General features: G+C 67.5%; 26 protein-coding genes. 11 read left to right on the plus strand and 15 right to left on the minus strand.

Features of this window, described 5'->3' with window-relative positions; all coding sequences use genetic code 11:
* The first annotated feature begins 13 nt into the window (after window positions 1–13).
* Both HZY97_RS01315 and HZY97_RS01320 read left to right on the plus strand, forming a co-directional pair.
* The gene (locus HZY97_RS01315) at window positions 14–1093 is read left to right on the plus strand and encodes a M50 family metallopeptidase (RefSeq protein ID WP_180139745.1); all 1080 of its coding nucleotides are present in this window, start codon (window positions 14–16) and stop codon (window positions 1091–1093) included.
* A gap of 76 nt (window positions 1094–1169) precedes the next feature.
* Window positions 1170–2588, plus strand: a complete 1419-nt coding sequence (locus HZY97_RS01320) for an MFS transporter (protein WP_180139748.1) — start codon at window positions 1170–1172, stop codon at window positions 2586–2588.
* 117 nt (window positions 2589–2705) lie between these two features.
* Here the strand turns inward: HZY97_RS01320 and HZY97_RS01325 are convergent, their stop codons facing one another.
* Window positions 2706–3833, minus strand: coding sequence for a zinc-binding dehydrogenase (locus HZY97_RS01325; RefSeq protein ID WP_180139751.1), 1128 nt, complete (start codon window positions 3831–3833; stop codon window positions 2706–2708).
* A 157-nt stretch (window positions 3834–3990) separates the two neighbouring features.
* On the opposite strand from HZY97_RS01325, the gene HZY97_RS01330 reads away from it, so the two are divergent.
* The gene (locus HZY97_RS01330; protein WP_180139754.1) at window positions 3991–5145 is read left to right on the plus strand and encodes a diguanylate cyclase; all 1155 of its coding nucleotides are present in this window, start codon (window positions 3991–3993) and stop codon (window positions 5143–5145) included.
* 1 nt (window position 5146) lies between these two features.
* On the opposite strand, the gene HZY97_RS01335 is transcribed toward HZY97_RS01330, so the two are convergent.
* The 3 genes from HZY97_RS01335 to folE are packed head-to-tail and all read right to left on the minus strand — an operon-like array spanning window position 5147 to window position 6874.
* Entirely contained in the window at window positions 5147–5497 is a 351-nt protein-coding gene (locus tag HZY97_RS01335) for a dihydroneopterin aldolase (RefSeq protein WP_180139757.1), read from the minus strand.
* Window positions 5490–6254 carry an SDR family oxidoreductase gene (locus HZY97_RS01340; protein ID WP_180139760.1) on the minus strand — a complete coding sequence of 255 codons (765 nt, stop codon included), beginning with the start codon at window positions 6252–6254 and terminating at the stop codon, window positions 5490–5492. Before HZY97_RS01340 ends, HZY97_RS01335 begins: the two co-directional genes overlap by 8 nt.
* On the minus strand, window positions 6254–6874 hold the full coding sequence (gene folE / locus HZY97_RS01345; protein WP_180139763.1) for a GTP cyclohydrolase I FolE: 621 nt from the start codon (window positions 6872–6874) through the stop codon (window positions 6254–6256). Before folE ends, HZY97_RS01340 begins: the two co-directional genes overlap by 1 nt.
* Window positions 6875–7106: 232 nt before the next feature.
* Here folE and HZY97_RS01350 point away from each other — a divergent pair, with 232 nt between their 5' ends.
* Window positions 7107–9791, plus strand: coding sequence for a TonB-dependent receptor (locus HZY97_RS01350; RefSeq protein WP_180139766.1), 2685 nt, complete (start codon window positions 7107–7109; stop codon window positions 9789–9791).
* An 84-nt stretch (window positions 9792–9875) separates the two neighbouring features.
* Here HZY97_RS01350 and HZY97_RS01355 read toward each other — a convergent pair whose 3' ends face one another.
* The 5 genes from HZY97_RS01355 to miaA all read right to left on the minus strand — a co-directional run bounded on the left by HZY97_RS01355 (window position 9876) and on the right by miaA (window position 14973).
* Entirely contained in the window at window positions 9876–10478 is a 603-nt protein-coding gene (locus HZY97_RS01355; RefSeq protein ID WP_180139769.1) for a TMEM175 family protein, read from the minus strand.
* A gap of 127 nt (window positions 10479–10605) precedes the next feature.
* Complete coding sequence (gene ilvC / locus HZY97_RS01360) at window positions 10606–11625, minus strand: ketol-acid reductoisomerase (RefSeq protein ID WP_180139772.1); 1020 nt, start codon at window positions 11623–11625, stop codon at window positions 10606–10608.
* Between the two features lie 73 nt (window positions 11626–11698).
* Complete coding sequence (gene ilvN, locus HZY97_RS01365) at window positions 11699–12214, minus strand: acetolactate synthase small subunit (RefSeq protein WP_180139775.1); 516 nt, start codon at window positions 12212–12214, stop codon at window positions 11699–11701.
* Between the two features lie 4 nt (window positions 12215–12218).
* Window positions 12219–13976: a biosynthetic-type acetolactate synthase large subunit gene (ilvB, locus tag HZY97_RS01370; RefSeq protein WP_180141568.1), complete on the minus strand. Its 1758-nt coding sequence runs from the start codon at window positions 13974–13976 to the stop codon at window positions 12219–12221.
* Window positions 13977–14043: 67 nt separating this feature from the next.
* Window positions 14044–14973, minus strand: coding sequence for a tRNA (adenosine(37)-N6)-dimethylallyltransferase MiaA (miaA, locus tag HZY97_RS01375; RefSeq protein ID WP_180139778.1), 930 nt, complete (start codon window positions 14971–14973; stop codon window positions 14044–14046).
* Here miaA and serB point away from each other — a divergent pair.
* Window positions 14966–15841 carry a phosphoserine phosphatase SerB gene (gene serB, locus HZY97_RS01380; RefSeq protein WP_180139781.1) on the plus strand — a complete coding sequence of 292 codons (876 nt, stop codon included), beginning with the start codon at window positions 14966–14968 and terminating at the stop codon, window positions 15839–15841. The genes miaA and serB overlap by 8 nt on opposite strands.
* 36 nt (window positions 15842–15877) lie before the next feature.
* Here the strand turns inward: serB and HZY97_RS01385 are convergent, their stop codons facing one another.
* The 3 genes from HZY97_RS01385 to HZY97_RS01395 form a co-directional block, all read right to left on the minus strand.
* Entirely contained in the window at window positions 15878–17305 is a 1428-nt protein-coding gene (locus HZY97_RS01385; protein ID WP_180139784.1) for a glycosyl hydrolase family 28-related protein, read from the minus strand.
* 97 nt (window positions 17306–17402) lie between these two features.
* Window positions 17403–18200: a MipA/OmpV family protein gene (locus HZY97_RS01390; protein ID WP_180139787.1), complete on the minus strand. Its 798-nt coding sequence runs from the start codon at window positions 18198–18200 to the stop codon at window positions 17403–17405.
* A 55-nt stretch (window positions 18201–18255) separates the two neighbouring features.
* Entirely contained in the window at window positions 18256–19203 is a 948-nt protein-coding gene (locus tag HZY97_RS01395) for an SPOR domain-containing protein (protein ID WP_180139790.1), read from the minus strand.
* Between the two features lie 175 nt (window positions 19204–19378).
* Here HZY97_RS01395 and HZY97_RS01400 point away from each other — a divergent pair, with 175 nt between their 5' ends.
* Genes HZY97_RS01400 through HZY97_RS01410 form a run of 3 tightly spaced genes read left to right on the plus strand, consistent with a single transcriptional unit; the run spans window position 19379 to window position 22079 of the window.
* On the plus strand, window positions 19379–20092 hold the full coding sequence (locus tag HZY97_RS01400) for a ParA family protein (RefSeq protein WP_180139793.1): 714 nt from the start codon (window positions 19379–19381) through the stop codon (window positions 20090–20092).
* Entirely contained in the window at window positions 20092–20697 is a 606-nt protein-coding gene (locus HZY97_RS01405) for a hypothetical protein (RefSeq protein WP_180139796.1), read from the plus strand. The genes HZY97_RS01400 and HZY97_RS01405 overlap by 1 nt, the downstream gene beginning before the upstream one ends.
* Window positions 20698–20708: 11 nt before the next feature.
* A complete protein-coding gene (locus HZY97_RS01410; protein WP_180139799.1) occupies window positions 20709–22079 on the plus strand; it encodes an SPOR domain-containing protein in 1371 nt (456 codons plus the stop codon).
* A 66-nt stretch (window positions 22080–22145) separates the two neighbouring features.
* Here HZY97_RS01410 and HZY97_RS01415 read toward each other — a convergent pair whose 3' ends face one another.
* On the minus strand, window positions 22146–22889 hold the full coding sequence (locus HZY97_RS01415; protein ID WP_180139802.1) for a siderophore-interacting protein: 744 nt from the start codon (window positions 22887–22889) through the stop codon (window positions 22146–22148).
* 145 nt (window positions 22890–23034) lie between these two features.
* Between HZY97_RS01415 and HZY97_RS01420 the strand changes: the two genes are divergently transcribed.
* From HZY97_RS01420 to HZY97_RS01430, 3 genes are read left to right on the plus strand one after another with little or no spacing between them, the layout of a single operon-like run.
* Complete coding sequence (locus HZY97_RS01420) at window positions 23035–23847, plus strand: helix-turn-helix domain-containing protein (RefSeq protein ID WP_180139805.1); 813 nt, start codon at window positions 23035–23037, stop codon at window positions 23845–23847.
* Between the two features lie 57 nt (window positions 23848–23904).
* Window positions 23905–24090: a hypothetical protein gene (locus tag HZY97_RS01425; protein ID WP_218942842.1), complete on the plus strand. Its 186-nt coding sequence runs from the start codon at window positions 23905–23907 to the stop codon at window positions 24088–24090.
* Window positions 24087–24479, plus strand: a complete 393-nt coding sequence (locus HZY97_RS01430; protein WP_180139811.1) for a DUF1801 domain-containing protein — start codon at window positions 24087–24089, stop codon at window positions 24477–24479. Before HZY97_RS01425 ends, HZY97_RS01430 begins: the two co-directional genes overlap by 4 nt.
* Before the next feature lie 39 nt (window positions 24480–24518).
* Here the strand turns inward: HZY97_RS01430 and HZY97_RS01435 are convergent, their stop codons facing one another.
* Window positions 24519–25709, minus strand: a complete 1191-nt coding sequence (locus tag HZY97_RS01435; protein WP_180139813.1) for a dihydroorotase family protein — start codon at window positions 25707–25709, stop codon at window positions 24519–24521.
* A complete protein-coding gene (locus tag HZY97_RS01440; RefSeq protein ID WP_180139816.1) occupies window positions 25706–26695 on the minus strand; it encodes an aspartate carbamoyltransferase catalytic subunit in 990 nt (329 codons plus the stop codon). The genes HZY97_RS01435 and HZY97_RS01440 overlap by 4 nt, the downstream gene beginning before the upstream one ends.
* Window positions 26696–26796: the final 101 nt, after the last annotated feature.

The raw sequence follows: 26796 nt of genomic DNA on the forward strand, positions 1-26796 counted from the left end.
GAACTGGCGCGGGATGCTCTCCGGTGTCCCGCGCTGGTCCACGCTTTGGGCACTGGCCTGGTGGGCGGGGACGATCTGGGCGTTCATGCTCTACGGGCTCGCCTTTGTGGCGATGCACTCGGTGGCCGTCGCGATCGCCTGCACGATCGCCGGCGGGCTGATAGTGACGCTGGTCCACGAGAGCGGACATGCGGCGGCGGCGCTGTTCAGCGGATGGCGCGTCGTGGTCTTCTCGATGCGCCCGTTCGGCCTGCATCTGCCGACCGGGACGCTCGCCTGGCTGGGGCGGGGGCATGACGAAGGTGTGCGAGGCTATGTGGCCTGCGTGCCCGGGACAGCTGCTTCGGACACCACGGCACGCTGGATGTGGATCCTGGCGGCCGGGCCGATCGCGTGCCTGATCCTGCTCGCGGCCGGCCTGATATCCTGGCAAAGCTGGCTGGTCGCGTTCGACCGGCAGGGGATGATCGCAAGCAATCTCGGGCTCGCACTGGCGATCCAGGCCGGGCTTTCCGCATTTGGATCGTTGCTGCCGCGCGGACGGAATGATGGCGCGCAACTGCTCGCGGCGTGGCGGTGCGATCTGGAGGCGCTTCGCCATCGCCCCTGCATGTGGGTGTCGACGCTACTCGGCTATAATGTCCGCCTGCGCGACCTGCCCGAATGGCTGCTCACCGCACATCGCGCCGTGCCGCACGCCGACGGGGACCGGCATTCGGACGGCATCGAGATCGGCCGGGAGCTGGACAGGGACGCACCAGACTATGCCCGCGCCCGTGCGCTGATTGACGCCTATCGCGGGCGTTATGGCGGCAGCGTCTGGCTCGATTCCTGCGACGCCTATCTCACGGCGATCGGGGAGGAGGATGCCGAAGGTGCCGACGCCCGGCAGTGGTGCGGCGACATCGATCCGCAGATGGCGTCGATGCAACATGCCGCCAGGGCTTCGGTGCTTGCGGTGCAGGGCGACGCGGCAGGGATGCAGGCCGAACTGCACCGCATGCGCAAGGCAGTGCGCGCCCGGTCGCCCTATCGCAACGCCACCTTCCGCGACATTGAGCGCAAGATCCGCGCGGCGCTGCGCCCCGCCTGAGGATTTGGCCGGGCTGAAATCCGGACGACATGAAGCCATTCCACTGCCGCCCGATCGCCATCAGGAGCCTGTTGCAATGAACGAACCTTCGGCCGCGCCAGCCCTTGCGGACGAAGCGGACGGACTGCCGGTCCCGCGCCGCTATTTTGCGGCGGCGGCGATCTGGCTGGCGATCACCATGGCGGTGCTCGACGGCGCGATCGCCAATATCGCGCTGCCGACGATTGCCGGGCAGCTCGGCGCGCCGCCCGCGGTCGCGGTGTGGGTGATCAATGCCTATCAGCTCGCGATCACCGTGCTGTTGCTGCCGCTGGCGGCAATGGGCGACCGGATCGGCCACGCCAAAGTCTATCTGCCTGCGCTCGGCCTGTTCATCATCGGCTCGCTCGCCTGCGCGCTGTCGCACAGCTTGGGCATGCTGATCGCCGCACGCGTGCTGCAGGGCATGGGCGCGGCGGGGATCATGAGCATGAATGCGGCGCTGGTCCGCGCGACCTATCCCTCCGCCATGCTGGGCCGGGGCATGGGCTATAACGCGTTGGTGCTCTCCGCCTCGGCGGCGGCGGGGCCGACGATCGCATCGCTGATCCTGAGCGTGGCGAGCTGGCCCTGGCTGTTCGCGATCAACGTGCCGTTCGGCATCGCCGCGATCCTGCTCGGCCGCCGCTGCCTGCCGCGCGCGCCGGGGCATGGCCGCAAGCCCGATTTCCTCGCGGCCTTGCTCAGCGCCGGCATGCTCGGCTTCATCATTTATGGCGGGGAATCGCTGGCGCGCGAGGGTGCGACGTCGGGGCTGGTGCTGCTCGTGCTGGGCATCCTGCTCGGCATCATCCTGGTCCGGCGCGAGTGGCGGCGGCCGGCGCCGCTGGTGCCGATCGACCTGCTGCGCATCCCGATCTTCGGCCTGTCGATCGCGACCTCGGTCACGTCCTTTTCCGCGCAGATGCTTGCCTTCGTGACCATGCCGTTCCTGCTGCAGCAGGTGCTGGGCTACAGCGTAGTCGCCTCGGGGCTGCTGATGACGCCCTGGCCGCTTGCGGTGGGCTGCGTGGCGCCGTTCGCGGGGCGGCTGGCCGATCGCTATTCGGCAGGGCTGCTCGGCGGCATCGGGCTGGCGATCTTCGCCGCCGGCCTGCTCGCACTCTCCCTGCTCGGGCCCCACCCTTCGGCGATCGACATCATCTGGCGGATGGCGCTGTGCGGCGCCGGGTTCGGGCTGTTCCAGTCGCCGAACAATCGGGCGATGATCGGCGCGGCGCCGCGCGAGCGCTCGGGCGCAGCCGGCGGGATGCTGGCGACGGCGCGGCTGCTCGGCCAGACCATAGGCGCGGTGGCGGTGGCCTCGGGCTTTCACTGGCTCGGGCTCGGATCGGCGGGGATCCTGCTGGGCGGCGCCGCGGGCGCGGCGGCCGTCGCGGCCTGCCTCAGCCTGTTGCGGACGCGCGTCCCCAGCCCGGCAACGCGCCGTGCTGCCGCGATCATCGATCCGCCCTAGGTTCAGCCATTCTTGTTCCCCGGCGAAAGCCGGGGCCCAGAGTCACAGGCGACACGGCAGAGAAACCCTGGGCCCCGGCTTTCGCCGGGGAACTGGATGGGCCAATTGCCAGTCGCCTCAGCGGCTCGGGTCGATCAGATATTTCTCGCCGGTCGCCTTCTTCGCATAGGCTGCCACCACCGTCGGATCGAGCGCCTCGGCGAGCGAGATCGTCGCGGTGTAGGTGCTCGCGAAGGTCGTGGTCAGCTCCGCCGCGACGCGGGCGCGCAGCCGCATCGCGCCTTCCATGCCGAGCTTCATCAGGAAGGGCGTGACCAGGAAGCCATTGACGCCCCAGGCCAAGCCATAGCCGCGATCGAGCTCGGTCGGGCCGGTATCGAGCATCCCGTAGATATAGACCTGCTTCCAGGTCGAGGAGCCATAGCGGCTGTATGCGCCGGCGGTGCGGTTGGCCGCGGCTTCCATCGCGTGGAGGATCGTGTTGACGATCTTGCCGCCGCCAATCGCGTCGAAGGCGAGGGTGGCACCGGTCTCGGCGATCGCATCGGTCAGCGCTTCGCGGAAATCGGGGGCGCTGCTGTCGATGATGTACTTCGCGCCGATCTCGCGCAGGATCGCGGCCTGGGCGTCACTGCGCACGATGTTCACCAGCGGTACGTTATCGGCGATGCAGAGGCGGTTGAGCATCTGGCCGAGGTTCGAGGCGGCGGCGGTGTGGACCAGCGCCTTGTGCCCTTCCATCCGCAGCGTCTCGACCATCGAGAGGGCGGTGAGCGGATTGACGAACATCGAGGCACCGTCGGCCGCGGTGGCGCCTTCGGGCAGCGGGATGCAGTCGCGCGCGTTCAGCTTGCGATATTGGGTATACATCGAGCCGCCGAGCATCCCGACCTTCTTGCCGAGCAGCCCGGCGACGTTCGCCCCGGCCTCGACCACGGTGCCGGCGCCTTCGTTGCCGACGGCCATCGACTGGTCGAGCCGCGCCTTCATCGCGCCCATCCGGGCTGGCGGGATCGCGGCGGTGAGCGTGGGGCGGTCCGCGGTGCCGCCGGCTTCGAGCGTCGTCATGTCGGCCGGGCCGAGCAGCAGGCCAAGGTCGGACGGGTTGATCGGCGAGGCTTCGACGCGGACGATGACTTCGTCGGGGCCGGGCGCGCTCAGCGTCACCGGCTCGAGCGCAAGGGTGAGCTTGCCGTCGCTCGAGATCGTCGAGCGTAGTTCGAGGCTGGTCAGCGGGTCGGCCATTGCACTCTCCAATTGGTTGCCGTCCGTCGCGGCTTTGCACGCTTGATATCGTGCCTGATCGCGGCGTCCAGCGCGACGTTCACTGCGGCAAATACGTACGCGGTAAGGGTGAAATTAACCCATCCCCCGCAATGTCGGGGCTTCGGGGGTAGGTGGTTTGATCGTCAGCCTGACAGCGGTGCATGCATGCGTCTTCGCGACGCTGGCGCTGCTCGTGGGCGCGATCCGCATCGGGATGCGCAACGAATCTGCGCTGTCCTGGATGATCGCCGCGCTGCTGTGCGGCACCACCGAGATGCTGGTCCTCTCGCTCGCGCGGCATGGCGAGGCCGAGCTGCTCGCGGCGATGCTGCTGGTGCCGCCCGCCTATCTCTGCTTCAGCCAGGCGGTGCGCATCGCGACCGGCGGACAGCAGCATTGGCGGCTGATCGGGACGAGCGTGGCGCTGGTGCTTGGCGCGCTGGCGCTGTTCGCGGCGGGGGCACCGTTCGTGGTGACGACGATCCCGTTCCAGCTCGGCTGCGCGCTGGCGCTGGGTGACGGGATCGCGCATCTCTGGCGGCGGCCCAAGGGCGTGGTGGACTATGCCTTGCTTAGCTGCCTCGGCCTGCTCGCCGCGCTTTTCCTCGTCCGCATCCCGCTCTATCCGGTGCTGCTCGGCCTGCGTGTCGACTATGCCATGGTGATGACCGCGCCGTTCGAGCGCGGCCTGCTGCTCGTCTCGGCGCTGCTGACGCCGCCTTCGATTTTCCTGCTGCTCGCCAAGGTGATCGGCGGCATCCTGGCGCGCTACCGGCTGCGCGCCGAGCGCGATCATTTGACCGGGGTGCTCAACCGCCAAGCCTTCGAACAGGCGGTGCGGGCCGAGCCGCTACGTGGTGGCGCGGTGATCTTCAGCGACATCGATCATTTCAAACGGATCAACGATCGCTACGGCCATCATGTCGGCGATGAAGTGATTCGGCTGTTCGCCGACATCCTCGCCGAGACCGGCTTCCGGACGGGGCGGCTGGGGGGCGAGGAGTTCGCGATCTTCCTGCCCGGCAACAGCGCGGCCGATGCGGCCGGGCTGGCCGAAGTGCTGAGAATGCATTTCCATGCCAGCACCCACGAAGCGCTCGCGCCCGATCACCGGCTGAGCGCGAGCTTCGGCGTGGCGAACTATGAGGCCGGGGAGCTACCCACCGAGGCGCTGATCCGCGCCGATGTGGCGCTGTACCGGGCCAAGGGCGAGGGGCGGAACCGCGTCGCGATCTTCCATGCCTGGGGGCTGGGGCCGGTGGTGCAGGAGCCGCCGCGCGCGGCCGCCTGACTTAGCGCGCTCGGACGATTTCGCAGCCGATGCGGGCGTCGGGGTAGATGTCGAGCTTCATCGAGCGGACGATGACCTTGATCACGCGTTCGTCCGCCAGCGCCAGCGCGGCGACTTCGTCGCACAGAGTCTCCTGCAGCTCGAAATGGCGCGATTCCACGAGCTTGCGGATGCTGGTTCGCAGGAAGTCGTAATCGACCACTGCGTCGATCCGGTCCTCGGGCGGCGCATCGTAGCGGCAGGTCATCGCGACGTGCAGCGTCACCCGCTGCGGCGCGGCACGCTCCTCGGGATGGATACCCAGGCCCATCGTCACTTCGAGGCCGTCGAGCAGCACGGTATAGTCAGCCATGCGGGCGCTCCCGGCCTTCGAACATCACGTCGCCGTCGCGCTGGATAAAGCGCTGGCCGCAATCGACGAAGATGTTCTGCCCGGTGATGCTCGGCGTGGTGAGCAGCATCTCGACGGTGGCGGCGATGTCCGCCAGCGCGACCGGGCGCTGGAGCAGGTTCTGGCGGGCATGTTCGGCGAATTCCTCGGCGCTCTGGTCGAGGCTGGGCAGGGTGAGGCCGGGCGAGACGGCGTTGACGCGGATACGCGGGGCGAGGCCGCGGGCGAGCAGCTCGGTCGCGGTGGCGAGCGCGGTCTTGCTCAGCGTGTAGGTGAGGAAATCGGGATTGAGGTTGGCGAGCTTCTGGTCGAGCAGATTGACCACTGCGCCGGCGTCGAGGTCCTCCTGCGCCGCCAGCGCCGAGGCGAGCGCGATCGGGGCGCCGCAATTGACCCGCATATGCTGGTCGAGCAGCGCGAAATCGGTGAGGGGCAGGGCGTCCCAGGCGAATTGCGAGGCGTTGTTGACGAGGCCGTCGATCGGGCCGCCCAGGCCCTCGCGTGCCGCTTCGATCAGGGCAGGGGCAGTCGCCGCGTCCGCAAGCTCGCCGCACACCACGAAGGCGGTGCCGTCTTCCGCCGCGATCTGCGCACGCAGGGCTTCGGCCTCGTCCGGGGCGTGGTGGTGGTGGATCGCCACCTGATGGCCGCGCAGCGCCAGCCGGCGCGCGATCGCCGCGCCGATGCGTCGCGCGCCGCCGGTGACGAGTATTCGCATCAATAGCCCATCAGCTTGAGCACTTCCTGGCGGCTGCGTTCGTCATCGCGGAACACGCCCATCATGCGGCTGGTGACCATGCCGACGCCGGGGGTGCGGACGCCGCGCGCGGTCATGCAGCCATGCGTCGCCTCGATCACCACCGCGACGCCCTGGGGCCGCAGCTTCTCCCAGATGCAATCGGCGACCTGCGCGGTCAGCCGCTCCTGAACCTGGAGGCGGCTGGCGAAGCCGTGGAGCACGCGGGCGAGCTTGGAGATGCCGACGACGCGGTCCTTCGGGAGATAGGCGATCGAGGCCTTGCCGGTGATCGGCGCCATGTGGTGTTCGCAATGCGACTGGAAGGGGATGCCGTTCAGCAGCACGATATCGTCATAGCCGCCGACTTCCTCGAACACGCGGTTGAGGTGGTGCGCGGGGTCCTCGCGATAGCCCTGGCAATATTCCTTCCAGGCGCGGGCGACGCGGTGCGGCGTGTCGAGCAGCCCCTCGCGGCTGGGATCGTCGCCGGCCCAGCGGATCAGCGTGCGGATCGCATCGGCGACGTCATCGGGCACCGGAATCTTGGGCGCCGGCGCGACGATATCGCCATCTTCGGGTCCGTCGTGATCATGCACCATTTTCGTTTCTTCCTCGCCGCTTGCGGGCTTTACGCTACGGCAACTGCGCTTCTCGCAGAAACCGGGTGTGGCTATACTGTATCTACCCGAGAAAAATGGCCGGAAACCGCAGAGTTCCGCCCCTTATCCCCGTTGACGGGCTGAAAAATGCAGCGTTAGTTTCGCTGGCGATAAAAGCAACGCCGCGACCGGTACAAGCCGGCGCCGGCACCCAGAGGAGGGGATGCACCCGATGAAGAAGTTCGACCTGCTCGCGGCGACCGCGATCACGCTGTTCCTTGCGACGCCTGCCTTCGCCCAGCAGACCGCACCGGCGCCGACCCCGGCACCTGCCGCGGAAGATCAGGATTATCAGTCCGCCAACGAGATCGTCGTCACCGCGACCCGCCGTAACGAGACGGTGCAGGACGTGCCGATCGCGATCACGGCTATCGGCGCGCAGGAATTGCAGAACGCCGGCGTCGACAATGTCCGCGACCTCGAGCAGCTCGCCCCCTCCATCCAGAGCTCGACCGGCCAGTCCTCCGCGACCGGCACCACCATCTATCTGCGCGGCATCACCACGGGCGGCGACAATCCGGGCTTCGAGCCGGCGGTCGGCGTGTTCATCGACGGCGTGTTCCGCGCCCGTGCCGGTGTCGCCATCTCCGAGCTTCCCGAGCTGGAGCGCGTCGAAGTGCTGCGCGGCCCGCAGGGCACGCTGTTCGGCCGCAATACCTCGGCCGGCGCGCTGAGCATCTACACCGCGCTGCCGCAGTTCGAGACGCACGGCTATGTCGAGGGCAGCTACGGCAACTATAACGCCTATGGCATCAAGGGCGCGATCACCGGTCCGGTGAGCGAAGAGATCGCGCTGCGCCTCGACGGCAGCTACCGGAAGCGCGACGGCTATATCAAGGACGCCAATAGCGACCGCCGCTTCAACGATGTCGATCGCTGGAACGTGCGCGGCCAGGCGCTGATCGACAGCGGCGACGTGACCTTCCGCCTGATCGGCGACTATTACGAGACCAACGAAGTCTGCTGCGCCACCGTCTCGGTCGTCCGCGGCCCGATCGCCCAGGTGATCAACGGCCTCGCCGCGGCGCAGGGCCGCACCGGCATCTATGCCGGCCCGCCGAGCGACCGCATCCAGGCCGCTTCGCCCAATCGCAACTATGGCGAGAAGGTGAAGGACTGGGGCTTCTCGAGCGAGGTCAACTGGGACCTCGGCACCGTCAAGATGACCTCGATCACCGGTTATCGCGACTGGCGCGCGCTGCGCAGCCAGGACATCGATTTCTCGGGCATCGACCGTGCCTATCGCGACGGCTACCGCACCGAGCTGAAGGACTTCACGCAGGAAGTCCGCTTCCAGGGCTCGGCGTTCAACGGCGCGCTCGACTGGCTGGTCGGCGGCTTCTACCTGCATGAGCAGAACGACCTGACCGACACGGTGCGCGTGGGCAACGACGCCAACCGCTTCGTTGATGCGACCTTCAATGCGCTGGCGGGTCCGTCCTTCGGTGGCTCGGTGCAGTTCTACGGGTCGCTCGGCCCGACGGTGCCGACCCCGGGCGCAGTGTTCCTGAACCCGGCGGTGCCGAATTCGCTGCCGGCGCTTTCGGCGGTCTACGGCGCCACGCTCGCGCCGCTGGTCGGCTGCTTCCGCGCCCAGGCGGGCACGGCGCCGGCAGGCCTGTGCGTGATCCCGGGCTTCCCCTCGGCGCCGATCCCCGGCCTCGCCGCGCTGGCGGCCTCGCCGCTGCCCGGTGCCGCTGCAGGACAGGGCAACAACAACGACAATTTCGGCGTGAAGACCGACGCGATTGCGCTGTTCACCCACAACATCATCAACGTCAGCGACAATTTCTCGGTGACGCTGGGCGCGCGCTGGAATCATGAGCGCAAGGCGCTGAACGCCTCGATCAACAACAACACCGGCAGCTGCACCTTCTTCAACCAGGTGCGCGCGGGCCAGCCCGCGGCGACTGCCTATGCCAACCTGCTCAAGCAGCTCGGCATCTTCAACAACCTGTTCCTGCTGAGCTGCAACCCGGCGATCAACACCGAGTTCAACGGCCACTATACTGACAGCTTCTCCGATGACGAGATCACCGGCACCGTGAAGCTGGCGTACAAGCCGTCGAACCAGGTGCTGATCTATGGCAGCTACGACCATGGCTATAAGTCGGGCGGCTATAATCTCGACCAGGCGACCTTCGATTCGGTGCTGCTCGGCGGCAACGGTCCGCAGGGCCGCGACCTGCGCTTCGGCGCTGAGACCAACGACGCGTTCGAAGTCGGCACGAAGCTCAGCCTGAGCCGCGCGTTCTCGGTGAACGTCGCCGGCTTCTACATGAACTTCTACAACCTGCAGTCGCTGGTGTTCTCGGGCAACAACTTCGTCGTCCAGAACGTGCCGAAGAGCATCTCGAAGGGCCTCGAGATCGAATCGACGATCCGGCCTTCGAAGGACCTGACCTTCCAGCTCGGCTACAGCCTCATCAACGCGCAGTACGCCAAGACGAACAACTTCGCCGGCACGCCGCTGCAGGGCCAGGAAGGCCGCCAGTTCCAGAACCAGCCGAAGCACACGGTGACGAGCTCGGTGACCTGGGAGCCGCAGATCTCGAGCGGGCTCAAGGGCCTGATCCATCTCGATGCGCGCTATAACAGCGAAGTCGACATCCCCTCGAGCAACCCCGATCCGGTGACCGGCCACACGGCGATCCGCAACGAGGGCTACGCGCTGGTGAACGGCTCGATCGGCGTGCAGACCACCAACGGCAAGATCCGCGGCGAGATCTATGTCGAGAACCTGACCAACACCTTCTACTTCATCTCGGGCTTCGCCGTGCCGGAGCAGACCGGCAACTATAACGGCTATCCGGGATATCCGCGCTTCTATGGCGCGCGGGTGCGCTTCGGGTTCTAAGCCTTCGGGTCTTCGGACAGGGAAGGGCGCTCCGGGAAACCGGGGCGCCTTTTTCTTATCCCTCTCCTGAAAGCGGTAGAGGGTTTAATCCCCGAACAGCGCGTCGATCGGGCTCTTCGGCAGGAACCACAGCACCGCCACGACCGCCGCGCAGGCGAGGCCCGCCCAGGGCGAGACGAAGGTGAGGGCGATGCCGCTCACATAGATGGCCGCGGCGAACGCGCCCTTGCGCAGCGTGCGGGTGTGATAGTCCTGCGCGGCCGCGTCCTGCCGGCCGGTGCGGCGGACCACGGTCTGCAGCCACAGATAGGCGAAGCTCGGCAGCATCATCACGCACATGTAAACCAGCGCCGCATCATGGCTGAAATGCTGCTCGCCCAGATAGGCGGTGGCGAAAGGGACCAGCGACAGGGTGAAGAGCAGCGCGATGTTCGACCAGAGCAGGTCGTTGGTGATGTGCGCGGCATGCGCGAACAGGCGGTGGTGATTCACCCAGTAGATCGCGACATAGGCATAGCTGAGCACATAGGCGGTGAGGATTGGCCACAGCGCCCAGAGATGCGAGAGGCCCGGTTCTTCAGGCGCCTTCATCTCGAGCACCATGATCGTGATGATGATCGCGATCACGCCGTCGGAGAACGCCTCCACCCGGTTGACTCCACCACGGCCCTCGTCGGTATCGCTCATGCCTTGCCCCTGAAACAAAAAGACCCTCTCCCGACCAGCGGGAGAGGGTTGGTGGGTGAGCGAGTGCTCACCCTGCGCCTCATTGGGCTCCGTCCCTCTCCCGCAACCGGGAGAGGGATAGATTGCCTCAGTTCTTGTCCTTGTCGACCAGCTTGTTCGCGCCGATCCACGGCATCATCGCGCGCAGCTCGCTGCCGACCTGCTCGATCTGGTGGCGCTTCGCCGCGATGCGGCTGGCCTTGAGCTCCGGCTGGCCGGCGCGGTTGTCGAGCACGAAGTCCTTCACGAAGCGGCCCGACTGGATATCGGCGAGGACGCGCTTCATTTCCTTTTTGGTCTCTTCGGTGATGATGCGCGGGCCGGTCTTGATGTCGCCGTACTCGGCGGTGTTCGAGATCGAGTAGCGCATGTTGGCGATGCCGCCCTCGTACATCAGGTCGACGATCAGCTTGAGCTCATGCAGGCACTCGAAATAGGCCATTTCGGGCGCGTAGCCGGCCTCGACCAGCGTCTCGAAGCCGGCCTGGACCAGGGCGGTGGCGCCGCCGCAGAGCACGGCCTGCTCGCCGAACAGGTCGGTCTCGCATTCCTCGCGGAAATTGGTCTCGATGATGCCCGAACGGCCGCCGCCGACGCCCGAGGCGTAGGCGAGCGCGACGTCATGCGCGTTGCCCGAAGCGTCCTGGTGGATCGCGATCAGGCAGGGCACGCCGCCGCCGCGGGCATATTCGCTGCGCACGGTGTGGCCCGGTCCCTTGGGCGCGATCATGATAACGTCGATGTCCGACGGCACTTCGATCAGGCCGAAATGGATGTTGAGGCCGTGGGCGAAGGCCAGCGCGGCGCCGGGCTTCATATTGCCCTTGAGGTCGTTCTCCCAGATCGCGGCCTGGTGCTCGTCGGGTGCGAGGATCATCAGCACGTCGGCCCATCCGGCGGCGTCCTTGTTGCTCATCACCTTGAAGCCGGCGTCTTCCGCCTTCTTGGCCGAGGCTGAGCCGGGGCGCAGCGCGATCGCGACTTCCTTGACGCCGCTGTCGCGCAGGTTCTGCGCATGGGCATGGCCCTGCGAGCCATAGCCGAGGATAGCGATCTTCTTGCCGGTGATCAGGTTCAGATCGGCGTCGCGATCGTAATAGACACGCATTTGTTCAGTCCCACCTTATGTTGAGCGTGCGGTTGCCGCACGAGACCCCGTTGCCGGGGTGACGGTTATGATTTCAGGCCGCCTCGGCCCCTCTCGCAATCGCGACGATGCCGGTGCGCGCCACCTCGACGAGGCCGAGATCGCGCATCAGCTCGACGAACTTGTCCAGCTTCTCCGAGCCGCCCGTCACTTCGAAGACGAAGCTGGCGACGGTCGCGTCGACGACGCGGGCACGGTAGACTTCGGCGAGGCGCAGCGCCTCGATCCGGTGCTCGCCGGTGCCGGCAACTTTCACCAGCGCCAGTTCGCGCTCGACATGCGGGCCGTGCGCCGTGAGGTCGGTGACCTTGTGCACCGGCACCAGCCGCTCGAGCTGCGCCATGATCTGCTCCATCACCGGCGCCGAAGCGTGGGTGACGATCGTGATCCGGCTGATCAGGTCGTCGTCGCTGATCTCGGACACGGTGAGCGAGGAGATGTTGTAGCCCCGCGCCGTAAAGAGCCCGGCGATCCGGGCAAGGATGCCCGGCTCATTGTCGACGATGATCGCGAGCGTGTGCCGCTCGACGGCTTCTTCCTTGATATGCATGGATTTAGACCAGCGCCTTGGCTTCGTCGTCCATTTCGCCGGAGACTTCGGCGGCCTGGAGCAGCATTTCGGTATGGGCGGCGCCCGACGGGATCATCGGGAAGCAATTGGCGAGCTTAGCCACGCGGCAATCGACGATCACCGGCCCGTCATAGGCGAGCATCTCGGCGATCCCCGCATCGAGCTGGTCGCGGGTGTCGATGCGGATGCCCTTCCAGCCATAGGCTTCGCCCAGCTTGACGAAGTCGGGCAGGGCGTCGCTGTAGCTCTCCGAATAGCGCGACTGATAGGTCAGTTCCTGCCACTGGCGGACCATGCCCATATATTCATTGTTCAAAATGAAGATCTTGACCGGCAGGCGGTACTGGGTCGCCGTCGCCAGCTCCTGGATGTTCATCTGGATCGAGGCTTCGCCGGCGATGTCGATGACCAGCCGATCCGGATTACCCAGTTGCGCGCCGATCGCGGCCGGCAGGCCGTAGCCCATCGTCCCCAGGCCCCCGCTCGTGAGCCACTTGTTGGGCGCGTCGAAGTGGAAGTGCTGGGCGGCCCACATCTGGTGCTGGCCGACCTCGGTGGTGATGATCGGGGCCTTGTCCTTCGTGGCCTCCCACAGCGCACGGATCGCGCGCTGGGGCATGATCGCATTGCCCTCCTCGGGGAAGTCGAGGCACTTGGTCTGGCGCCAGCCGTTGATGCGGCTCCACCATTCGGACAGGTCCGGCTTCGGATGTTTGCGACGTTCATACGCCTCAAGCATCGCGCGGATCGCCGAACCGACATCGGCCACGATGGGCAGGTCGACGCGGACGTTCTTGTTGATGCTCGAACGGTCGATATCGACGTGGATCTTTGCACTGTTCGGCGCGAAGGCGTCGAGCCGGCCGGTCACGCGGTCATCGAAGCGGGCGCCGAGCGCGATGATCAGGTCGGCCTGGTTCATCGCCAGATTGGCTTCGTAGGTGCCGTGCATGCCCAGCATTCCCAGCCACTTGTCGTCCGAAGCGGGGAAGGCGCCGAGGCCCATGAGCGTCGATGTAACCGGTGCGCCCGTCATCTCGGCGAGCCGGCGGAGCAGGCGCGAAGCTTCGGGACCGGAATTGATGATTCCGCCGCCGGTGTAGAAGATCGGGCGCTCGGCCGCGGCGAGCATGTCGACCGCCTTTTCGATCAGCGCCATGTCGGGCTCGGTCTGCGGGCGATAGGTCTTGTGCGCGATCGGGCCGTTGTCGCCGCGCCGCGCGGTGGCGACCTGGACGTCCTTGGGGATGTCGATCACGACCGGGCCGGGGCGGCCCGAGGTGGCGATGTAAAAGGCCTCGCGGATCGTCGGCTCGAGCCGGGCGGGGTCCTTGACCAGATAATTATGCTTCGAGCAGTGGCGCGTGATGCCGACGGTATCGGCTTCCTGGAACGCGTCGGTGCCGATCAGCGCGGTCGGGACCTGGCCGGTGATGACGACCATCGGGATCGAATCCATCAGCGCATCGGTGATCCCGGTGACCGCATTGGTCGCGCCCGGGCCCGAGGTGACGAGGACGACGCCGGGCTTGCCGGTGGCGCGGGCATAGCCCTCCGCCGCATGCGTCGCCGCCTGTTCGTGGCGGACGAGGATGTGCTTGATCTTCTCCTGCTTGAAGATCGCATCGTAGATCGGAAGCACGGCACCGCCCGGATAGCCGAACACGACTTCCACACCGAGATCGCTCAGCGTCTCGATCAGGATGTCTGCTCCACTCTTCTCGGTCACATCGGCCTCCATTGCTGCGGTGCGGGAAACACCGCCGAAGGGCGCTGCTACCTGCACGAAAACTACGCGTCAAGCGGCTTTATAGCAACTTTATGTCGAATTGCTCAACGAGTCTGTTTGTTTGTGTCTCGTCCGTGCGCTCCCATTCCGGGGGCGGCTGGCGGCGGAACCAGGTATATTGGCGCTTGGCGTATTGCCGCGTGGCGAGCGAGCCGGCGAAATGCGCCTCGTCGAAATTGCTCTCGCCGGCCAGCGCCAACCCGACCTCGCGCACCCCGATCGCGCGGAGCACCGGAGCGTCGCTGGGTACGTCGGTGCGCGCAAGCAGCGCCTCGATCTCGGGCTTCGCGACATTGACCATGTGGCGGAAGCGGCGGTCGATCCGGTCGGAGAGCCAGGTCCGGTCGGGCAGGAGGATCGTCGCGGCGATGCGGACCTCGCCGGCGATCCCGCCATGACGCTCGGCCTGCCAATGCGCGAGCGTCTTGCCGGTGGAACGGACGACTTCGAGCGCGCGGGCGATGCGGACGCTGTCGATCGGGCCGAGGCGCGCGGCGGTCTCGGGATCGAGCCGGGCGAGTTCGGCCTGGGCATCGGCCACGGGCAGCGCGCGGACGGCCGCGCGGATGTCGGAATCGATCTCGGGGACCGGGGCGATGCCCTCCACGAGCGTGCGCAGATACATGCCGGTGCCGCCGACCAGGATCGGCAGGCGGCCGTCTTCATGCGCCTCCTGGATAGCTGCGCGCGCCTCGGCGGCCCAGCGCGCGGCGGAATAGGCGTCGGCACCGTCGACATGGCCGAACAGCCGGTGCGGGGCGCGCTTCTCTTCCTCCACGGTGGGACGGGCGGTGAGCACGCGCAGATCGGCATAGACCTGCATCGAATCCGCATTGATCACGGTGCCGCGATGCTTTTCGGCGAGCGCAAGCGCGAGCGCGGACTTGCCGCTCGCGGTCGGCCCTGCGATGAGCGCCACCATTGGCAGATCAGGGGATCCGATGTTCATCGCAACGCTCATAGCAGATGGCTTGACCGCAGGGCAGCTTTCCGACGCGGCCGATCGGCTGGCTTCGGTGCATTGCGCTCCGGGAAGCTGGCGCTGGCTCGATGACGGGCGTGCGGCGGACCTGGAATTCGCCATGCATCCCGATGCGGCGCGCGGCGCGCTCGAGGGGGCGTTTCCGTTTACCGACGTGGCGGTGCAGCCGGCCGAGGGGCGGGCGAAGAAGCTGCTCGTCGCGGACATGGACTCGACGATGATCACCGTCGAGTGCATCGACGAACTGGCCGATTATGCGGGCATCAAGGCGCGGATCGCCGAGGTCACCGAGCGGGCGATGCGCGGCGAGCTCGATTTTGGCGCGGCGCTGGATGCGCGGGTGGCGCTGCTCAAGGGGCTTTCGGAAAGTGCGATCGAACAGTGTTTGCGTGAGCGGGTTCGGTTGATGCCGGGGGCCAGGGCGCTGGTGCAGACGATGCGCGCGCGCGGCGCGACCTGCGTGCTGGTCTCGGGCGGGTTCACGCGCTTTGCCGAGCCGGTGGGGGCGGAGATCGGCTTCCACCGGGTGATCGCCAACCGGCTGGTGATCGCGGACGGCGTGCTGGACGGGACGGTCGAGCGCCCGATCGTCGACAGCGCGACCAAGCTGGACACGCTGCTGGCGGTGCGCGGCGAGCTTGGGCTTTCGGTCGCGGAGACGCTGGCGGTGGGCGACGGGGCGAACGACCTCGCGATGATCCGCGAGGCGGGGCTGGGCGTGGCGTACCACGCCAAGCCGATCGTCGCGGCGGCGGCGGGGGTAAGGGTGGATCATGGGGACCTGACTGCGCTGCTCTATGCGCAGGGGATTGGGCAGGGGGAGTGGACGCGCTGACGCTCCTGCGCGCGAACGCGCAGGAGCCGAGCAGGATCAGCCGTTCTTGGCCGAGACGTACATGAACTGCGGATCCGCCTGTGCGAGCGGGCCGCCGGCATCGATATAGGTGTAGAAGCGCGCGTTCGACGCCGTCTGGCTGCCGAGTGTGATCGAACCGGGATGGCCGGACGGGTTGGTGTTGAGCGACACCGATAGTGCATAGTCGTTGGTACGGAAGGGTTTATCCCAGTTCACCAGATAGTCGCCCACGCCGACGCGAACCACCGAGGCGCCCTGGCCGCCATCGATCACCACATCGGCGCCGTTCCAATGGAACTTCACCCAGGGTTCGGCATGGGCTCCGTCATAGAGCGTAAAGGCCGGGCCGAACGACGCCTTGGACGTTTCCACCGGCGGCGTAAGCGGATCGTTGTCGGTATCGGTGAATTGTGGCTCGGCCAAGAAGCCGGTCACGATGTTTCGCTGCCCATCGTCCACCATCTGCGCAGCGAGCGACGAATAGGAGAAATAGGGGAGCGCGATCCGGTTATTGTGCGAGCTGTTGCCGAGATAGAGGAAATAATCGAGTTGGGGCACCTCGCCCGTCACGTCCTGGCCCTCGATATAGCCATCGGCCATGTGATTGTTATAGCCCCCCACGCGGATCAGGAAGCTGGGATTGGCATTGTTCGGCTGCTTGACCACGGCCTGCAAGGTGTTGCCGCGCCACGAATTGCCCGTGGCATAGGGGCTCTCCTGAACGAGGATGTGATGGCCGCCCTGGAGATCGCAAGTGTCGACCGTCGTGCCGTGTGCCGCCGAGCTCGGGCAGAGGTCGCCGTCGTCCTGCGTAATCAGCTTGTAGGCACCCCAGACCGCGCAGTTGCGGATGGTGTTGACCTCGCCGCCTGCATAGGGGGTGACCTTTTCCTCACCTTCTCCGAGTTCGAGGCCGCTGCTGACATTGCCGATCACGATGCCATAACCTTGGATGTCATATTGCTGGCGGAGCGGCTTATCCAGAGCGCTATCGTGGGGCTTAATATTGCCCACATGCACGCGTTCCACGATCGAGCGCGTGATGTTGCGCAGGTCGACGCCGATCTGGATGTCGGTGGTGGTGATGCTGTTAGACGGGTGCGTCAGGACCACGCCGAAATCGCGCAGCACGACATCGGTGACATAGTCGTTTTCGCCCATTGGGTTGAAGGCGCGGCAGATGATCGATCCGCCCGAATAGGCGGCGAGATCGGTGATGGAACCGCCGCCCTCAAAGGCCCGCAGGATGGTGGCGCCGCGTCCTTCGCCGACGATCTGGCTGCCCGTCCGCACCACCAGGCCGACAGCGGGGTCGATCCGGGAAACGCCGGCGGGAATGAAGATCCGGTAGCTGTTGTCCAATGCCGCCTGGATCGCGGCGGTATCGTCGGTCACGCCATCGCCGGCGGCGGAATAAGGGGCGTCTTTCACATTGACGGTCATGAAGCTTGTCCTCGCTACACGACGGGCGCAGCACCCGTCGAACATAAGGAGAACAAAATCATTTCCTACATTGCAAGCGCTGCGCTCCGGTTTGTGTTCACCGCACGCCCCGCCCAAAGGTGAAGCTCAGCGCCGCACCGCCGGAGAACTGGTCGCGGCTGCCGATCGTGCGGGTGATCGGGCTGTCGGCGCCGTCGCCGGTAAGGCGGTCATATTTGGCATAGGCGTAGATGCCCCAGTGCTTCGAGAACTGGAAGGTCGTGGTGGCGTTGGCGCCGTACGCCTGGATCGCGCTGCCATCGGCCCGGTAGACTGCCAGCCCGGTGCGCGCGGCGACCGTCGGAGTGACTTCGAAATAGGCGCGGCGGTATTTGGCGTCGGAGAGGGTGACGCGCGGGCCGATCGCGAACAGCCATTTGTCGCCGTTTCGCGCGACATAGTCGAAGCCGGCCATGCCGGTCAGGCCGCCATGGCCGTTAATGCCCTGGCGCGCCTCGACGCGGAAGCGCAGCGGCTTGGCCAGCCAATATTGCATATAGCCGCCGAGCTCGACCGTGGTGCCGACCTCGTCGATCGCGATGCCCGCGGTCTTGCGGCGGCGGGCGCCCTGGAGGTTGGCGGCGCCGCCGATCTGGAAGCCCGAATCGTCGAGCATCGGCACTTCGAAACTCTCGTCCGCGGCTTCGAAGACGAAGGGCGTGTCGCCGCGAGTGATGCCGAGATCGATAAGCGGGCTGAGGCGCAGCTTGTCTTCGCCGGGATAGGCAGGGCTGAACTGCGGCCCGAGCGAGACGCGGTAGCGGCGCGGGGCCTTTTCGGCGGTGCCGTCCTGTTCCTGCGCATGCGCGGGAAGGGCGAGGACGAGGAGGGGGGCGAGCGCAAGCAAACGAACCATGGCGCCCCTAACGCCACGATCCGGCTTTTGTTGCAACTGCGATATGATTTGAGCCCTAGTTGCTCACCGGCACGCAGGGGCTGACGCCGCGGCAGGCGCCGGCGGCCTCGCCCTTGCTGGCATAGGGGCCGACCAGCACCTTGGTGAGGCTGCCCGACTTCACATAGCTGACTGAGCGCCCCGGGAAGCGGCTGCCGAGCTGGCCCCACAGCTTGCGGGCATTGGCGGGATCGCCGAACGCGCCGAGCTGGAGGCGCCAGCCGCCGTCGCGGATCGCGGTGGTGACGGGCGGCGGCGCGGCGGCGGCGACCTTGACCGGCGCGGGCGCCGGGGTTGCGGCAGGGCGCGGCGTGCGAACGGGGGGCGTGCGGACCGGCTGGTTGCTCGCCACCTCGACCGGCGGACGGCCGGTGCCCGGAAGCGGCGCGCGGTTCGCTTCCTCTTCGTACTTGCGCGCGAGAGTGAGGCCGGCCTGGCGGTCCTGCACGCTCATGTACTTGTCCATCTGCGACAGCGCGCCCGAGGCTTCGGCGAGGCCCGACTGCGAGGAGCGGGTGACCAGAGCATAGGCGCGCACCCAGTCCTTCTGGACGACGTCGCCGTTGAAATACATCGTGCCGAGAACGTATTGCGCGCGCGGATCGCCGCGGCCTGCGGCGCGCTGGAGCCAGGGCTGGGCGGCTTCGCGCTTGCCATTGGCGAACAGGGCGAGGGCATAGCTTGCCTCGGCCTGTTCATGGCCCTGCGCGGCGGCCTTGCCATACCAGAGTTCGGCCTGGTTGAGGTCGGCGGGAACGCCGCGGCCAAGCTTATAGGCCTGGCCGAGATTGAACTGCGCGTCGCTGTCGCCCTTCATCGCCGGGCCACGCCAGCGATCGACGGCGCCCTTGTAATCGCCGCGTTCCCACGCCTCGACGCCGGCCTTGACCGGGCTTTCCTGCGCGAGCGCAGGCACCGCGGCGAGCGCGAACCCGGCAGCAACGACGTAACCAAGCAATTTCATGCGACCCCGACTCCCGCCCCCGCGCGATTGGATAAATGCCCGTTTACCATCGTCCGGGAAAGAAATCCTTACTGCGAATCTCCTCAGGAGAATCCCGGGGCGGAACGCTGTTAACGCATTCTTAGACGCCGGCATGGCATTCGAAGCCCGGGTAAATAGTATCTCGAGGGGGTTCATGCGCGTTCTAGCGATGGCATCGCAGAAGGGCGGATCCGGCAAGACTACCTTGTCGGGGCATCTGGCCGTGCAGGCGGAACGAGCGGGCTGCGGTCCGGTCGTGCTGATCGACATCGATCCGCAGGGATCGCTGGCGGACTGGTGGAACGAGCGCGAGACGGATCTTCCCGCCTTCGCGCAGACCACGGTCGCGCGGTTGGCCTCGGATCTCGAGATCCTGCGCCAGCAGGGTTTCAAGCTGGCAGTGATCGATACGCCGCCGGCCATCACCATGGCGATCCAGAGCGTGATCGCGGTGGCCGAGCTGGTCGTCGTCCCGACGCGCCCGAGCCCGCATGATCTGCGCGCGGTGGGTGCCACGGTCGACCTGTGCGACCGTGCCGGCAAGCCGCTGATCTTTGTGGTCAACGGCGCGACGCCGAAGGCGCGGATCACCAGCGAGGCCGCGGTCGCCCTCTCGCAGCACGGCACCGTCGCGCCGATCACGCTGCATCACCGCACCGATTTCGCCGCATCGATGATCGACGGCCGCACCGTGATGGAAACCGACCCGAAGGGCCGTTCGGCCGCCGAGGTCGAGGCGCTGTGGACGTATATCAACGACCGGCTCGAGAAGAACTTCCGCCGCACCGTGTTCGCGACTCCGGCTTCGGCGCCGCACTTTGGCGCGGCGCGCTCGGCGGGCGGCTTTGGCCGCCGGGTGGTGAGCTGATGCTCGGCACCCCCAAGCCCACCGCTTCGCTCTCGTCCAGCCTGCTCGCCCGCAAGGGCCAGGCGCGCCCGGCGATGCGTCCGCAGGGGTTTGTCGGGATGAACCCGGCAACTTCGCAGGACGATCTCGGCTGGAACGACATGGGCGACGAAGCCTATGCCCAGCAGTTCGCGCCCGAGCCGGCCGCCAAGCCGCAGGTGCTCCGCCAGATCGAGGAACTCGACGAGCGGCTGAGCCAGAACGAGCCGCAGAGCCAGCCGGCGCTGCAGCCCGTGATCGAGCATCATCTGACGCCCGAGCCCCAGGCGCTTGCCGCGCCGGTGGTGGAACCCGTCGCCGTGCCGGTCGCGTCGCCTGTGATGGCGAAGCTGCCCGCGCTGGGCGCTGCTGCTGCCGAGCGGGTTGCCCGCGAAGTGGCCAAGAAATCCAAGGCGGCGTTCACGCTCCGCCTCGACAATGACCGGCATCTGCGACTGCGCCTCGCGTCCGCCGTCACCAATCGTTCGGCGCAGATGATCGTGACCGAGGCGCTCGACGCCTTTCTCGAATCGCTGGGTGAGGTCGAGGCGCTTGCGCGTCAGGTCGGCCCGGCAGCGAACCGCTAAGGACTGATGCAATGAAGACCCGTAGCAAGCTCCTGATCGGCCTTTCGGCGCTCGCCGCCGGAAGCACGCTGGCGGCCGGCATCGCGACCCAGGGCTTTGCGCTCTCGGCGTTCGCGAGCGACGCGCCCAATGCGAAGAAGGCGGCCGAGGAAGCGTCGGCTGCGCGCAAGGCGATCGCCAAGCGCAAGGGTGGCGACGCGGTGGCGCATGCCGAGCTGGCAGTGGCCAACGACCCGCAGAACGGCGACTATCGCGCGCTGCTCGGCCAGGCCTATCTGCTCTCGGGCCGCTTTGCTTCGGCGAACCAGGCGCTCAGCGACGCGCTGACGCTCAATCCGGGCAATGGCAGCGTGGCGCTCAACCTTGTCCTCGCCAAGATCGCCGGTGGCGACTGGGCGGGTGCGCGCGAGATGCTGGGCAGCCACCAGGACACGATCCCGGCGAGCGACCGCGGCCTGGCCTATGCGCTGGCCGGCGATCCCGTCACTGCCGTCCAGATTCTCGAGCCGGCCGCCCGCGCCGAGGACGCCACGGCCAAGACCCGTCAGAATCTCGCGCTCGCGCTGGCGCTCTCGGGCCGCTGGGCCGAGGCCAAGCAGGTCGCCTCCGTCGACGTCGCGCCCGACCAGATCGGCCCGCGCATGATGCAGTGGCTGACCTTCGCCCGCCCGACCAACGCCTATGACCAGGTTGCCTCGCTGCTCGGCGTGACGCCGGTGCAGGATGGCGGCCAGCCGGTGCGCCTGGCGCTCGCGCAGCAGAACGTCATGCTCGCCGCCGCCGCGACCCAGCCGGTGCAGACCCCGGCGCAGGATCCGGTCGACACCTATATGCCGGGCGTGCCCGCCAATGCCGAAGCGGTTGCGGCTGCTCCGGTTGAAGCCGCTGCACCCGTCGAAGTCGCGGCTGCTGCGGAGACCGCACCGGTTGCCGGCACCAATGCCGGTGTCGTGTTCGGGCCGCGCGCCGAAGTCGTGCAGATGGTTCCGGCCGCCACGGTGCGTGCTCCGGCGCCTGCCGTTTCGGTGAGCGCGCGTGCGCCCAAGCTGATCGAGAAGAGCGCCGTGGCCGCCAAGCCGTCGCGCGGCAATTATTACGTCCAGCTCGGCGCCTATGTGAGCCCGGCGGTGGCGCGTGACGCATGGGGCCGGATGGGCAACCGCGTTCCGGCGCTCGGCAGCCAGACGCCCTATGGCGCCAAGGTTTCGACCAAGGCCGGCAATTTCTATCGCCTGTCGGTGGGCGGCTATGACCGCAGCGGCGCCGACACGCTGTGCCGCCAGGTCAAGGCCGGCGGCCAGACCTGCTTCGTGCGCACCGGCGCCGGCGACGCGCTGGCCGACTGGGTCAAGCCGAGCCGCACGCGCGTGGCTTCGCGCTAACGAGTTTTCCGACTCCCATCGGGAAAACGGAAAGGCCGGGGCGTCGCCGCTCCGGCCTTTTTCGTGTCAGTCCAGCCCCGTCTTGCCCGGCGCCCAATAGGCTTTGGTGATGACGCGAGATCCGGGCAGGCCCAGCGCCTTGAGCGACTGGCGGACGCGCTGGACGGTGCCCGCCTTGCCCGCGAGGACGAAGCTGGCGCCCGCGGCGATCAGCGCGGGGAGGGTGGCTTCCATCGCGGGCAGATGCGTCTCGCCGGCGCGGCGGGGATAGAGCGCGACGCGGCCGAGGCCGAGCTGCTCGGCGACCAGGCAGGCGGCATCGGCATCGCCGATTTCGAAATGGCTGGTGACCGCGCGCTCCTGGCGCGAGAGCGCATAGGCGAGGCCGATCGCAGTCTCGTCGCCGAACAATGCGAGCGGGCCGGGCAGGCGGCTGGCGTCGAGCGAGCCGCGCGGGCCGAACAGGTCGCAGGCGTCGCCCGGCTCGGCACCGCGCACCCAGGCGCTGCCTGGACCCTCGCTATGCGCATAGCCAAGCAGGCACGTGCGACCGACGCTCTCGTTCCATTCGATCGGGGTGTAGGTGCGCGTGGCAAAGCCCGCGCCCATCGCGACCTGAACCTTCTGGCCCGGCGTCCAGCCGACATGGGCGAGTGCCGGGCCTTCAAGCGTGATCAGCCGGAAGCCGCCGGCCAGCTGCTCGTTGGCGATGACCAGGGCAGGGCGCATCAGCAGGCGGCGAAAGGCCTGGCTGAGCCGGCCGGGCGCCACGGTTGCGGCAGGGCGTTCGGGGGAATCGGGGGCGAGCATCACGGGGTCCCTTTGTTCGTGCCGGTGCGGAATTTGCCTCGACCGGCGTTGGGTTAGTTGATAATGGCTCGCAACACTGGCGTCATTACGAACTCCAGTCAGATTATTATTCGTTTCCGCCAACCCGTTTCCACAGGCCGCGCCGATGCCGATCCTCAACAGCCAGACCAAGCATGACGACTGGGTCGATCCCGACCTGGTGCCGCGCCCGGTGCTGTGCTTTGGCGCGGCGATGGCCGATGTTGACGGGTTCGAGCTCGACCATCATCGCCATCGCAAGGGCCAGCTGCTCTATGTGCAGAGCGGCGCGCTGAGCTGTGAAGTCGAGGGCGGGCTGTGGATCGTGCCGCCGCGCAGCGCGATCTGGATCCCGGGCGATGCGATGCACGCGATCAAGGCGTCAGGGCCACTCGAGGGGTATAATGCCTTTGTCGATCCGGACGTGGCGGCGGGGCTGCCGCCGACCTGTTGCGCGGTGTCGGTAAGCCCGTTGCTGCGCGAGCTGCTGGGGCGGGCCGCGCATCTGCCTGCGCTGTACGAGGAGGGCGGGGCGAATTGCCGGATGGTGGCGGTGCTGCTCGACGAGCTGGCGACGGCGGAAGTCGAGGATCTCCATTTGCCGATGCCCGCCGATGCGCGGCTGCGGCGGATCGTCGAGGCGATGATGGCAACGCCGGGCGATCGCGGGACGCTCGACGTCTGGGCGAAGCGGGCGGGGCTGAGCGAGCGGACGCTGGCGCGGCTGATCCACCGAGAGACGGGCATGAGCTTCGGGCGCTGGCGACAGCAACTGGGCGTGATGCTTGCGGTTAAGTGGCTCGCCGCGGGCGCGTCGATCCAGCAGGCGGCGGCGGACCTGGGCTATGAGAGCGTGCCCAGCTTCGTGACGATGTTCCGCAAGGTGCTCGGCACCTCGCCGGGGCGCTATATGGCGGAGCGGCATTCGGGCCGGGCTTGACTAACCGATAACCGTTTGGTTATGAGAACCCATAACTCAACGGTTATGGGAGATTCCATGCTTCGTCAGATCCACCGCTGGAGCGGTTTCGTGTTCAGCATCGCCGCGATCGTCAACATCGTTGCGGTGATCCTGAAGAGCAATGCGCAGTGGCTGGGACTATTGGCGGTCGCGCCGCTGCTGGTGCTGCTGCCGACCGGGCTCTACATGTTCGCGCGCCCCTATTTCGCGAGGAACGCATGACCCGGGAATTGACCGCAGCCGAGCAGATCGACGCCCGCATCGCGGCATTGGACGACTGGCGCGGCGAGACGCTGGCGAAGGTGCGCAAGCTGATCCACGAGGCCGATCCTGAGGTGGAGGAGACGTGGAAGTGGCGCGGCGTGCCGGTGTGGGAACATGCCGGGATTATCTGCACGGGCGAGACCTACAAGGCGGCGGTGAAGCTGACCTTCGCCAAGGGCGCGACGCTGACGGACCCGAAGCGGCTGTTCAATTCGAGCCTCGAGGGGAATGTGCGCCGCGCGATCGACATCCATGAGAGTGCGGCGATCGACGCGGCGGCGCTGAAGGCGCTGATCCTGGAGGCGGTAGCGGCGAACCTGGCCAAGCCGGCGAAGAAGAAGGCCTGATCCGTCATCCCGGCTTTCGGCGGGATGACGGTTATCGGTCTATTCGATCTCGCTGCCACCCTTGAACACGCGGTGGACCTTGCCCTGGACCGGCTGGCGGTGGAACGGCGTGTTGCCGGCGCGGGCCTTCATCGTCGTGCCGTCGACGACCCAAGGAGTGTCGGGCGCGAAGAGGATGAAGTCGGTGGGCTTGCCGGGGGTGAGCGTGCCGGCGTCGAGGCCGAGGATGCGCGCCGGGTTGGCAGCGAGCAGCTCGAACAGGCGCTCCATCGACAGCGTGCCGTCGCGGACGAGGCCGAGCGACAGTGCGAGCAGCGTCTCGGCCCCCGACATGCCGTCCTCGGCGTCTGCGAAGGGCAGGCGCTTGCCTTCGGGGCCGCGCGGGTCGTGGCCCGAGGCGATCACGTCGATCGTGCCGTCCTTGAGCGCGGCGAGCACGGCCTGGCGGTCGCCGTCGCTGCGGAGCGGCGGCGAGAGCCGCGCATAGGTGCGGTAGTCGCTGATATCGATGTCCGACAGCAGCCAGTGCGCCGGGGTGACCCCGCAGGTGACCTTGACCCCGCGGCGCTTGGCCTGGCGGATCAGGTCGAGCCCGGCGGCGGTGGTGACCTGGCGGAAGTGCAGCGTCGCGCCGGTATCCTCGGCGAGCATCGTGTCGCGGGCGATCGCCAGTGCCTCGGCGATGGCGGGGGCGGCGGCGAGGCCAAGCAAGGTGGCGGTGAGGCCCTCGGTCGCGACGGCGTCGCGCGCGAGGTTGCCGTCCTCGGCATGGGCGATGACCGTCAGCCCGCAGTCCCGGGCATAGGCGAGCACCTTGCGCATGACCCCGGCGTCCGCAATCCAGCGGCGGCCCGTGGCGACGGCCCTGGCTCCGGCGGTGGCGTTGATCGCCATCTCGGCGAGATCGGTGCCGGCGAGCCCGCGCGTGGCGGCGGCGAGGGGGTGGACCCAGAGGTCGGGCTTTCCCATCAAGGCGGCGCGGCGGATGATGCCGGGATCGTCGAGGATCGGCGATTGATCGGGCATCAGCCCGACGCGGGTGATGCCGCCGGCGCGACAGGCGGCGCGGTCGACCGCGAACACGCCGAGATCGATGATGCCGGGGGCGAGGGTGAGGCCGTTGCCGTCGATGCTCTCGGTGCCGGTGGCGGCGTCGAGGATCGTCTCGCCGTCCCAGGCGAAGCTGGTCGCGCCGCCGAGCACGCGGACATTGGTGAAGACCTGGCTCATGCCCAGCCCTCCACGCCGCGTTCGGCTCTGGTCAGCACGTCGAGGCAGGCCATGCGGACCGCCACGCCCATCTCGACCTGTTCGGTGATCGCGCTGCGCTCGGGATGATCCGCGACCGAGCTGTCGATCTCGACGCCGCGGTTCATCGGGCCGGGGTGCATGACCAGCGCATCGTCCTTGGCGCGGGCGAGCCGCTCGGGGGTGAGGCCGTAGCGGGCGTGGAATTCGCGGGTCGAGGGGATGAAGCCCCCGGCCATCCGCTCGTTCTGGACACGGAGCATCATCACGACGTCGGCCCGCTCTAGTGCAGCGTCGAAATCAGTGAACGGCGTGACATAGAGCCCCTCGATCGCCGGAGGCATCAGCGTGGAGGGGGCGACGACGCGGACCTCGGCGCCGAGCGCGGTCAGCGCCAGCATGTTCGAGCGGGCGACGCGGCTGTGGAGCAGGTCGCCGCAGATCACTACGCGCTGGCCGGCCACCGAGCCGCGGCGGCGGCGGATGGTGAGCGCGTCGAGCAGTGCCTGGGTGGGGTGCTCGTGCCAGCCGTCGCCGGCGTTGAGCACCGGGCAATCGACCTTGTCGGCGATCAGCTGCACCGCGCCGGACGACATGTGGCGGATGACGATCACGTCGGCGCGCATCGCGTTCAAGGTGACGGCGGTATCGATCAGCGTCTCGCCCTTCTTCACCGAGCTCTGGGCGGCGTGCATGTTGACGACATCGGCGCCGAGCCTTTTGCCCGCGATCTCGAAGGAGAGGAGCGTACGGGTCGAGTTCTCGAAGAACGCGTTGATCTGGGTGATGCCCTCAAGCCGCCGGTCGCTGCGTCCGCGGGTGCGGTTCGCCTCGATCCACTGCTCGGATTCGTCGAGCAGGAACATGATTTCGTGCGGCTGGAGCCCGGCAATGCCGGTGAGGTGCCGGTGCGGGAACACGGCGCGGCCCTGTATCTGGGCAGCGGGGCGATGATCTGAGGCTTGCATTAAAGCCGTCGCCTAGACCCCGGCGAGCCGGGTGGCAAGGAGTCTCGGGCCTGCCGCAAAAGCCGTTTACCAAGTTCGCCGCGTCACGTTTCGGGGGGAGC

Source organism: Sphingomonas sp. R-74633 (assembly GCF_013416555.1).
In the GTDB taxonomy this organism is placed as follows: Bacteria; Pseudomonadota; Alphaproteobacteria; order Sphingomonadales; family Sphingomonadaceae; genus Sphingomonas.

Coding starts and splice junctions, on each gene's coding strand:
- ilvB (WP_180141568.1), bottom strand. CDS start 13,976: ATGGAGGCCGATGTGACCGAGAAGAGTGGAGCAGACATCCTGATCGAG.
- HZY97_RS01405 (WP_180139796.1), top strand. CDS start 20,092: ATGCTCGGCACCCCCAAGCCCACCGCTTCGCTCTCGTCCAGCCTGCTC.
- HZY97_RS01355 (WP_180139769.1), bottom strand. CDS start 10,478: ATGAGCGATACCGACGAGGGCCGTGGTGGAGTCAACCGGGTGGAGGCG.
- HZY97_RS01420 (WP_180139805.1), top strand. CDS start 23,035: ATGCCGATCCTCAACAGCCAGACCAAGCATGACGACTGGGTCGATCCC.
- HZY97_RS01390 (WP_180139787.1), bottom strand. CDS start 18,200: ATGGTTCGTTTGCTTGCGCTCGCCCCCCTCCTCGTCCTCGCCCTTCCC.
- ilvC (WP_180139772.1), bottom strand. CDS start 11,625: ATGCGTGTCTATTACGATCGCGACGCCGATCTGAACCTGATCACCGGC.
- serB (WP_180139781.1), top strand. CDS start 14,966: ATGTTCATCGCAACGCTCATAGCAGATGGCTTGACCGCAGGGCAGCTT.
- HZY97_RS01415 (WP_180139802.1), bottom strand. CDS start 22,889: ATGCTCGCCCCCGATTCCCCCGAACGCCCTGCCGCAACCGTGGCGCCC.
- HZY97_RS01425 (WP_218942842.1), top strand. CDS start 23,905: ATGCTTCGTCAGATCCACCGCTGGAGCGGTTTCGTGTTCAGCATCGCC.
- HZY97_RS01410 (WP_180139799.1), top strand. CDS start 20,709: ATGAAGACCCGTAGCAAGCTCCTGATCGGCCTTTCGGCGCTCGCCGCC.
- HZY97_RS01325 (WP_180139751.1), bottom strand. CDS start 3,833: ATGGCCGACCCGCTGACCAGCCTCGAACTACGCTCGACGATCTCGAGC.
- ilvN (WP_180139775.1), bottom strand. CDS start 12,214: ATGCATATCAAGGAAGAAGCCGTCGAGCGGCACACGCTCGCGATCATC.
- folE (WP_180139763.1), bottom strand. CDS start 6,874: ATGGTGCATGATCACGACGGACCCGAAGATGGCGATATCGTCGCGCCG.
- HZY97_RS01350 (WP_180139766.1), top strand. CDS start 7,107: ATGAAGAAGTTCGACCTGCTCGCGGCGACCGCGATCACGCTGTTCCTT.
- miaA (WP_180139778.1), bottom strand. CDS start 14,973: ATGAACATCGGATCCCCTGATCTGCCAATGGTGGCGCTCATCGCAGGG.
- HZY97_RS01335 (WP_180139757.1), bottom strand. CDS start 5,497: ATGGCTGACTATACCGTGCTGCTCGACGGCCTCGAAGTGACGATGGGC.
- HZY97_RS01435 (WP_180139813.1), bottom strand. CDS start 25,709: ATGAGCCAGGTCTTCACCAATGTCCGCGTGCTCGGCGGCGCGACCAGC.
- HZY97_RS01320 (WP_180139748.1), top strand. CDS start 1,170: ATGAACGAACCTTCGGCCGCGCCAGCCCTTGCGGACGAAGCGGACGGA.
- HZY97_RS01395 (WP_180139790.1), bottom strand. CDS start 19,203: ATGAAATTGCTTGGTTACGTCGTTGCTGCCGGGTTCGCGCTCGCCGCG.
- HZY97_RS01340 (WP_180139760.1), bottom strand. CDS start 6,254: ATGCGAATACTCGTCACCGGCGGCGCGCGACGCATCGGCGCGGCGATC.
- HZY97_RS01315 (WP_180139745.1), top strand. CDS start 14: ATGCTCTCCGGTGTCCCGCGCTGGTCCACGCTTTGGGCACTGGCCTGG.
- HZY97_RS01400 (WP_180139793.1), top strand. CDS start 19,379: ATGCGCGTTCTAGCGATGGCATCGCAGAAGGGCGGATCCGGCAAGACT.
- HZY97_RS01385 (WP_180139784.1), bottom strand. CDS start 17,305: ATGACCGTCAATGTGAAAGACGCCCCTTATTCCGCCGCCGGCGATGGC.
- HZY97_RS01440 (WP_180139816.1), bottom strand. CDS start 26,695: ATGCAAGCCTCAGATCATCGCCCCGCTGCCCAGATACAGGGCCGCGCC.
- HZY97_RS01430 (WP_180139811.1), top strand. CDS start 24,087: ATGACCCGGGAATTGACCGCAGCCGAGCAGATCGACGCCCGCATCGCG.